Origin of the sequence: Cupriavidus sp. WS (genome assembly GCF_000395345.1) — a bacterium.
GTDB classification, from domain to species: domain Bacteria; phylum Pseudomonadota; class Gammaproteobacteria; order Burkholderiales; family Burkholderiaceae; genus Cupriavidus; species Cupriavidus basilensis_B.
Window position 1 is genome coordinate 1 of sequence record NZ_AQPL01000051.1, and the last position, 7,268, is coordinate 7,268.

Genomic DNA, 7,268 nt, shown 5'->3' on the forward strand with positions numbered 1-7,268 from the left:
GCGCTGGCCAGCTTGAGCGGCTCGGGCGCGCCGGCCAGTTGCAGGTCCACGCCGCTGGCGCGCAGCCGGGCCTGGCTGCGGCTGATCTCGCCGCCGCGGAATTCGATGGTGCCGTCGGTGTTGAAGGTGCCGCGCGCCACGCGGTCGAAGATGGCGGTGTAGCGCTGCAGCACCGGCAGTTCCAGCCGGCCCAGGTCCCAGCTGGCCTGGCCGTGCCAGTTGTGCCAGTCGCCGGCGCGGCGCAGGTAGTCGTGGCGGAAGTCGGCCGCGATCACCAGCGGGCGCGGCGCCAGCGTGGGGGACTGCGCCTCCAGCCTGACGACGTGGCGCGAGCCGAACCGCCGCGCGCTGAACTGGATGTTGCCCACGTCGAGCTGCGGCAGCTTGTTCTTGTCGTCGAGCCAGCGCAGCTTGCCGTCGCTGAGGTCGACCTTGCCCTGCGCCAGCAGCCAGTCGAACAGGCGGTTATCCTGCGGCTTCGCGCTGGCGGTGTCGACGGTCAGGCCGGCCACCTCGAGCCGGCCCTCCGGAGTGCGCCGCACCAGCAGGTCGGTGTGGCTGGCGGAGACCTGCTGGAACAGCAGGTCCATGCTGAACAGCGAGCGCCACGAGAGCTTGCCGTCGAGCGTGCCGGCGGCCATCAGCACGTGCTGCTCGCTGTCGACCGCGGCGACGTCGCGGGCGTGGAAGGCGGGGTGCCAGCCGTCCCAGTAGGTGTCGAGCTGGCCGATGCTGAACTTGGCGGCGAGCGCGATCGAGCCGCGCTGCTCCAGCCAGGTGCGCGCGGCCGAGGCCTGCGGCCACAGCACGAAGCGGATCAGCAGCCCGGCCAGCAGCGCCATCACCAGCAGCGCCAGCGCCAGGCGCACCAGCACGCGGCCGAGCCCGCGCCAGGCGGGATGGCGCACGACGGTCAGCGCGGCGCGGCCGAACGCGCGCGCCAGCGCCAGCGCGCGGCGCGGCGCCTGCCGCAGGAGGGAGGGGCCGGCGGCGGCATCCCGTCCCGGCGTGGCGCTGGCGGCGGCAGCGGCCGTGGCAGCGGCCGTGGCGGCGGGTTCTGCGGGTGGGGTGGCGCGGCTGGACATGCGCTGATTATCCGACAATACTAGGCGCTCTCCAATTCGGTGCCTGACCGGCCATGCACGATGCGCGCGCCGGCCCCGGGGCCGGCTCACGCGCTTCCAAACAACAACAGGAATGACTTCCACTGATCCGACGAGTTCCACGGCCGCGCCCGCGCCCGCCGCCAGCGCCGCCGCGAGCGGTGCCGCCGCCGGACATGCGCCCGGCAACACTTCCGGCGCCGCCAGGCAAGCCGTGGCCGACATGGCCAGCGGGCCTCACGCCGTCGTGGCCGCCGCCGGACTCGTGCCGGTCGACTGCGCCGGCACGGCATTGTACTCGCCCGCCTATTCGCGTTATACCCGCCGCATGGTGCAGGCCCGCCCCGGGCTGGCCGAAATCGTCGCCGCCGCCAGCGCGCGGCCGCTCACGCGCGCGTGGATGGCGGCGCGGCTGCAGGCGCTGCGCGAGCCGTCGGCCGACGTCGAGGATGCCGTCAAGCGCGCGCTGCGCCGGCTGCGCGCCGAGGTGATGTGCGTGGTGATCGAGCGCGACCTGCGCGGCCTGTCGACGCTGGGCGAAGTCACCGGCGCCATGACCGACCTGGCCGAGCTCGGCATCCAGTACGGCATGGCGGTGCTGGAGGAGGACATGGCCCCGGCCTACGGCCGCCCGGTCGGCGAATCGAGCGGCGAGGTGCAGGAGCTGGTGGTGGTCGGCATGGGCAAGCTGGGCGGGCGCGAGCTCAACGTGTCGTCCGACATCGACCTGATCTTCCTCTACGACGAGGACGGCGACACGCGCGGCGGCCAGCGCAGCCTGTCGAACCACGAATATTTCATCCGCCTGGGCCGCCGCCTGATCAACCTGCTGGCCGAAGTCACCGCCGACGGCTACGTGTTCCGCGTCGACATGCGCCTGCGCCCGAACGGCGACGCCGGCCCGCTGGCGTGCAGCTTCGGCATGCTGGAGCAGTACCTGGTGGTGCAGGGGCGCGAGTGGGAGCGCTATGCGTGGATCAAGGGCCGGGTGGTGTCGGCGCAGGACACGCCGCACGCGCGCCGCACCGCGGCGCAGCTTGCCAGCCTGACCGGCCCGTTCGTGTTCCGCCGCTACCTGGACTACGGCGTGATCGCCGCGATCCGCTCGCTGCACGCGCAGATCCGCGCCGAGGCGGCCAAGCGCAGCGGCGGGCTGGTGGCGGCCGGCGGCGGGCAGCGCGTCAACCAGCGCGCGTTCGACATCAAGCTGGGCCGCGGCGGCATCCGCGAGATCGAGTTCATGGCCCAGGTGTTCCAGCTCATCCGCGGCGGGCAGGACACCGCGCTGCGCGTGCGGCCCACGCTGGAAGTGCTGGCGGTGGCGGTCGAGCATGGCCTGCTGCCGGCCGGCCAGGCCGAGCAGCTGGCCGACGCCTACCGCTTCCTGCGCCAGCTCGAGCACCGCCTGCAATACCGCGACGACGCCCAGACCCATCACCTGCCGACCACCGAGGAAGAACAGCAGGCGGTGGCCGCCATGATGGGCTTTGACGGCTGGCCGGCGCTGATGGCGCGGCTGTCCTCGCTGCAGGAGCCGGTGGCGCAGCAGTTCGAGGCGACCTTCTCCGACCCCGACCAGGTCAACGAGCCGTGCGAGGCGCTGTGGCCCGCGCTGATCCGCGACGAGGAGGACGAGCCGCCGTGCGAGCGCCTGGCCAAGGCCGGCTTCACCGACTGCACCGGGCTGCTGGACCGCCTGCGCGCGACCGGCTCGTCGCTGCGCTACCGCGCGCTGTCCGAGCAGAGCCGGGCGCGCTTCGACCTGCTGGTCAACCGCGCGCTGGACCTGGCCGCGCGCCAGCACGACGCCGACCGCACCATCGCGCGCTTCGTCGATTTCCTCGAGGCCATCAGCCGGCGCGCGTCCTATCTGTCGCTGCTGTCCGAATACCCGCAGGCGATGGCGCGCGTGGCCGACACGCTGCACGCATCGAGCTGGGCCGCCGCCTACCTGACGCGCCACCCGCAACTGCTCGACGAACTGCTCGACAGCGATGCGCTGGCCGGCGCGCCGGACTGGCACGATTTCCGCGCGCGCCTGGCCGCGCGGCTCGACGCCGCCCACGGCCAGGTCGAGGCGCAGATGGACATCCTGCGCCGCGAGCACCATGCCGAGACCTTCCGCATCCTGCTGCAGGACCTGCAGGGCATGCTGACCGTGGAGCAGGTGGCCGACCGCCTGTCCGACCTCGCCGACGCCATGCTGGCCGTCACGCTGCACGCGGTGTGGCGCCAGCTGGCCACGCGCCACCGCGAGGATCCGCGCTTCGCGGTGATCGCCTACGGCAAGCTGGGCGGCAAGGAGCTCGGCTACGCCTCCGATCTCGACATCATCTTCCTGTACGAGGACGAGCACGAGCGCGCGCCCGACATCTACGCGGCCTACGCGCGCCGGCTGATCACCTGGCTGACCAGCCACACCGCGGCCGGCACGCTGTTCGACGTGGACACGCGGCTGCGCCCGAACGGCGAGGCGGGCCTGCTGGTGACCAGCTTCGAGGGCTTTCGCCGCTACCAGCAGCGCGAGGGCGACAACACGGCCTGGGTATGGGAGCACCAGGCGCTCACGCGCGCGCGCTTCTGCGCCGGCGACGCGGAGATCGGCGCGCACTTCGAGCGCCTGCGCGACGAGGTCCTGCGCCAGCCGCGCGACGCCGCCACGCTGCGCGGCGAGATCGCCGCGATGCGGCGCAAGGTGGCCGACGGCCACCCGAATCCCGGCGAACTGTTCGACCTCAAGCACGACCGCGGCGGCATGGTCGACATCGAATTCACCGTGCAGTACCTGGTGCTGCTGTACAGCCACGACCACCCCGAGCTGACCCGCAACGCCGGCAATATCGCGCTGCTGCGCACCGCCGGCGAGCTGGGCCTGATCGACGCCACGCTGGCGCGCGAGGTGGGCGACGCCTACCGCGCGTTCCGCGCGCGCCAGCACCAGCTGCGGCTCGACGGCCACGACCAGGCGCGCGTGCCCGCCGATGCGGTGGCCGCGGCGGTGGCGCAGGTGCGCGCGCTGTGGCAGGCGGTGTTCGGCGAGCCGGCGGGCGCCGGCGGCAATTGACGCAGCCGCCCGCGCCGCCGCCGGCCGCCGCCAGCCCATCCACCTTGCCCGGCGTGCTGGCCGCGCTGGCCGCCACGGCCGCGCTCGGCGCGGCCTTCACCTTCATTCCGTGGCTGCACGCGCACGGGCTCTACCTGCGCGACGCGGTGCTCGGGCATGGCGCCGCCGGCCAGTGGTGGCGCCTGCTGACCGCGATGTGGGTGCACCTGGGCTGGCGCCACTGGCTGGCCGACCTGCTGGCCGCCGCGGGCCTGCTGCTGCTGGTCGGGCGCGAGGCGCGCGGCGGCGTCATGTTCGCGGTGCTGCTGGGCTGCGGCGTGGCGGTGCAGCTGGCGTTGTGCCGGGTGCCGTCGGTGGGCTGGTACGGCGGGCTGTCCGGCGCGCTGCACGGGCTGGCGCTGTGGGGCGGCTTGCGCCTGCTGCGCGGCGACGGCTGGTCGCGCGCGACCGGCGTGCTGCTGTGTCTGGGCGTGCTGGTGAAGACCTGGCTGGAGCAGTCGTGGCTGGCGCCGGTGGTGTTCGACGCGCACTGGGGCTTCGGCGTGGTGCGCATCTCGCACGCGGCCGGCGCGGTGGCCGGCCTGGCGCTGTGGCTGCTGCAGGAGTGGTGGGAGCGCCGGCACGGCGCTTGAGCGCGCCGGGGGCGGCGAGACAGCCGCGGTCCGCGCGGTCGCCTCCGCCGTGCCGTCAGCGCGGCGCGGCCTTCCTGCCGCGGCGCGCGCCCAGGCCCAGCAGCAGGCCGAGGCCGCACAGCGCGATCGAGAGCGGCCATGCCAGCGCGCCGCCACCGCCACCGCCGCTATCGCCACCCGAAGGCGCGGTCGGCGTGGTCGCCGGCGCCTGCGTGGCGGCGATCAGCGCGGCATTGGCGTCGAGCAGGCCCGCGCCGCAGTTGCCGGTGTTGGCCGCGAGCGTGCAATAGGTGTTGGCCGGATGCGGGCGCGCCGAGCTTTTCAGCGCGGCCAGCACCTGGGCCGGCGTCAGCGCCGGGTTGGCCGCCAGCATCAGCGCGGCCACGCCCGACACCAGCGGCGCGGCGAAGCTGGTGCCCTGCGAGTTGGTCACGTTGTAGTTGCCGAGCGTGGTGGTGCCGTCGTTGGACAGCGTGCGGATGAACGACTGCGACGCCGAGCACGAGATCTGGCCGGTGCCGGGGTCGGTGACGACCTTGGAGTTGCCGCAGCCGCCGCCCGGCGCGCTCAGCGAGACCTGCGGGCCGACGTTGGCGTAGCTGGCGTTCTCGCCGTCGTTGACGTGCGCGGTGACGGCCACCACGCCGGCGCAGTCCGCCGGCGCCTCGACCGCGCCGGCGCTGTTGCCGGTGGCGGCGACCACCACCGCGCCGGCGGCGGCGAGGTCGTTGACGGCCTGCTGCTCGACGGTGGAGCAGGTGCCGCCGCCCAGGCTCACGTTGATGACGCGCGCCGGGGTGGGGTTGTTCGGGATGTTCGGCACCGGCAGGCCGCCGGCCCAGCGCATGCCGTCGACGGTGTCGGACAGCAGCGCGCCGCAGCGGCCCGAGACGCGCACCGGCTGGATGCGCGCGTTCCAGTCCACCCCGGCGATGCTCTGCCCGTTGTCGGTGATCGCGCCCAGCGTGCCCGCCACGCGCGTGCCGTGCCAGCTGTTGTTGGTGGCGGTGGTGGCCGGCGCCGAGCCGGAGCAGGTGTAGCCGACCGGCACGCCGTCGCCGGCATCGGTGGCGTCGGCGTCGCGGCCGCCGCCGTCGTTGGCGGTGCCGGGGTCGGTGATGAAGTCATAGCCCGGCACGATGCGCGCGGCCAGGTCGGGGTGGGGCAGGTAGCCGGTGTCGACCACCGCGATCACCAGGCTGCCGTTGCCGCGGCTGCGGTCCCAGGCGGGCGGCAGGTTGACGCCGCCGCGCACCACGGCGGGCGTGTTGAGATAGGCCTGGTTGAGCGCGAATTCGGGATCGTTGGGGCTGGTGTCGTGGAGCCGCAGCCAGCGGTCAGGCACCACCTCGGCAATGCGCGGATCCTTGCGCAGGCGCGCCGCGGTGGCCTCGGGGTCGGCGGCATCGCCGGCGCTCAGCAGTTGCAGGTTGCCGCCCATCTGGCGCTTGACCGAGAGCGCCACGCCGGTGTCCTGGCTCACGCTCAGCATGCGCTCGGATTGCGGGTCCGCGCCGGCGTTGCCGGCGGCGCCGTCCTTGGTGGTGGCGCCGTCGCGCCAGCGCACGATGAAGTTGCCGCTGTAGCGGGGTGCCGGGCGCGCGGCCGGGTCGGGCGCCGCGCCGGCGGCGGCCGGCAGGCCCAGCCAGAGGCCGGCGCCCAGCACCAGCGGCGCCAGCAGCGCCGAGAGCGCCGATCGCGCTGCGCCGCGCCGCGCCCGTTGCGCTAGCCCGCTATTTCGATCCTGAAACGGTTGCCGCATGTCTGCCTCCTGCCGTTTGGTCCGCGTCGGACCGACCGCGGTGGAGCACCCCTGGGACGCTCCGGAATTGCCTGTGCGCGGATGCGCCGGAAACCTCGGTTACTGCGACCAAGCTTTTTCAAGGTACTTCAACGCCCGAGCGCGGGCATTCGACTACAGCAAACCGTTTTTCTCAGTCGGGCCGCATGTCGCGGCTGGCCGGCTGGGTGCGGTTGGGCTTGAGCACGCGGTCGGGCTCGGCGGTCTCGATGCGCGGCGCCGCGCGCAGCGTGGCCACGGCCTGGTCGAGCGTGGCGTCGGCCGAGGCGGAGATCGCGGTGACGAGCCAGACGCCGCCCGACATGGGCCGCTTGACCACGAAGCGGATCGGCCCGGCGATGGATTCCACCAGGCGCCCGGCGTCTTCCGAGGCGGTCACGGGCGGCGCGGTGAAGCGCACCATGATGTCGCCGACGGCGCGGTCGGCGTTGAGGCTGCTGGCCGGCGCGGACGGGCGCTGGGCCTGGCAGGCGCTCAGCGTGGCCAGCGCCAGCAGGGCCAGCGCGCCGCACAGGATGGTCAGGCGCAGCGGGCGGGCCGGCTTGCGGGAGAGCGGCTGCGTGCCGATGGACATGGGAGACTCCTGAATGGTTACGGGGCCGGAGGACGGGGCGCGGTCAACTGGCGGCGCGGCGCGTGCGGCGCGGCTCGCGGGCCGCGCCGGCGCC

At 74.0% G+C, this 7,268-nt stretch carries 4 protein-coding genes and 1 pseudogene; 2 read left to right on the forward strand and 3 right to left on the reverse strand.

Annotated elements, in window-relative coordinates:
- Positions 1-1,085: pseudogene (locus K206_RS37555) on the reverse strand (TIGR02099 family protein); the annotation flags it as partial.
- Between the two features lie 241 nt (positions 1,086-1,326).
- On the opposite strand from K206_RS37555, the gene glnE reads away from it, so the two are divergent.
- Positions 1,327-4,167, forward strand: coding sequence for a bifunctional [glutamate--ammonia ligase]-adenylyl-L-tyrosine phosphorylase/[glutamate--ammonia-ligase] adenylyltransferase (glnE, locus tag K206_RS37560; protein WP_155887961.1), 2,841 nt, complete (start codon positions 1,327-1,329; stop codon positions 4,165-4,167).
- On the forward strand, positions 4,164-4,799 hold the full coding sequence (gene rrtA, locus K206_RS0105475; RefSeq protein ID WP_020201406.1) for a rhombosortase: 636 nt from the start codon (positions 4,164-4,166) through the stop codon (positions 4,797-4,799). Before glnE ends, rrtA begins: the two co-directional genes overlap by 4 nt.
- Before the next feature lie 55 nt (positions 4,800-4,854).
- Here the strand turns inward: rrtA and K206_RS0105480 are convergent, their stop codons facing one another.
- Together K206_RS0105480 and K206_RS0105485 are read right to left on the reverse strand one after the other, a co-directional pair.
- Positions 4,855-6,561: a S8 family peptidase gene (locus K206_RS0105480; protein WP_081651327.1), complete on the reverse strand. Its 1,707-nt coding sequence runs from the start codon at positions 6,559-6,561 to the stop codon at positions 4,855-4,857.
- Positions 6,562-6,733: 172 nt separating this feature from the next.
- Positions 6,734-7,174 carry a hypothetical protein gene (locus K206_RS0105485; RefSeq protein WP_020201408.1) on the reverse strand — a complete coding sequence of 147 codons (441 nt, stop codon included), beginning with the start codon at positions 7,172-7,174 and terminating at the stop codon, positions 6,734-6,736.
- Positions 7,175-7,268 lie beyond the last annotated feature (94 nt).

What these genes read in the sequence shown, in the direction of transcription:
- glnE (WP_155887961.1), top strand. Translation starts at nt 1,327, where the DNA reads ATGGCCAGCGGGCCTCACGCCGTCGTGGCCGCCGCCGGACTCGTGCCG.
- K206_RS0105480 (WP_081651327.1), bottom strand. Translation starts at nt 6,561, where the DNA reads ATGCGGCAACCGTTTCAGGATCGAAATAGCGGGCTAGCGCAACGGGCG.
- K206_RS0105485 (WP_020201408.1), bottom strand. Translation starts at nt 7,174, where the DNA reads ATGTCCATCGGCACGCAGCCGCTCTCCCGCAAGCCGGCCCGCCCGCTG.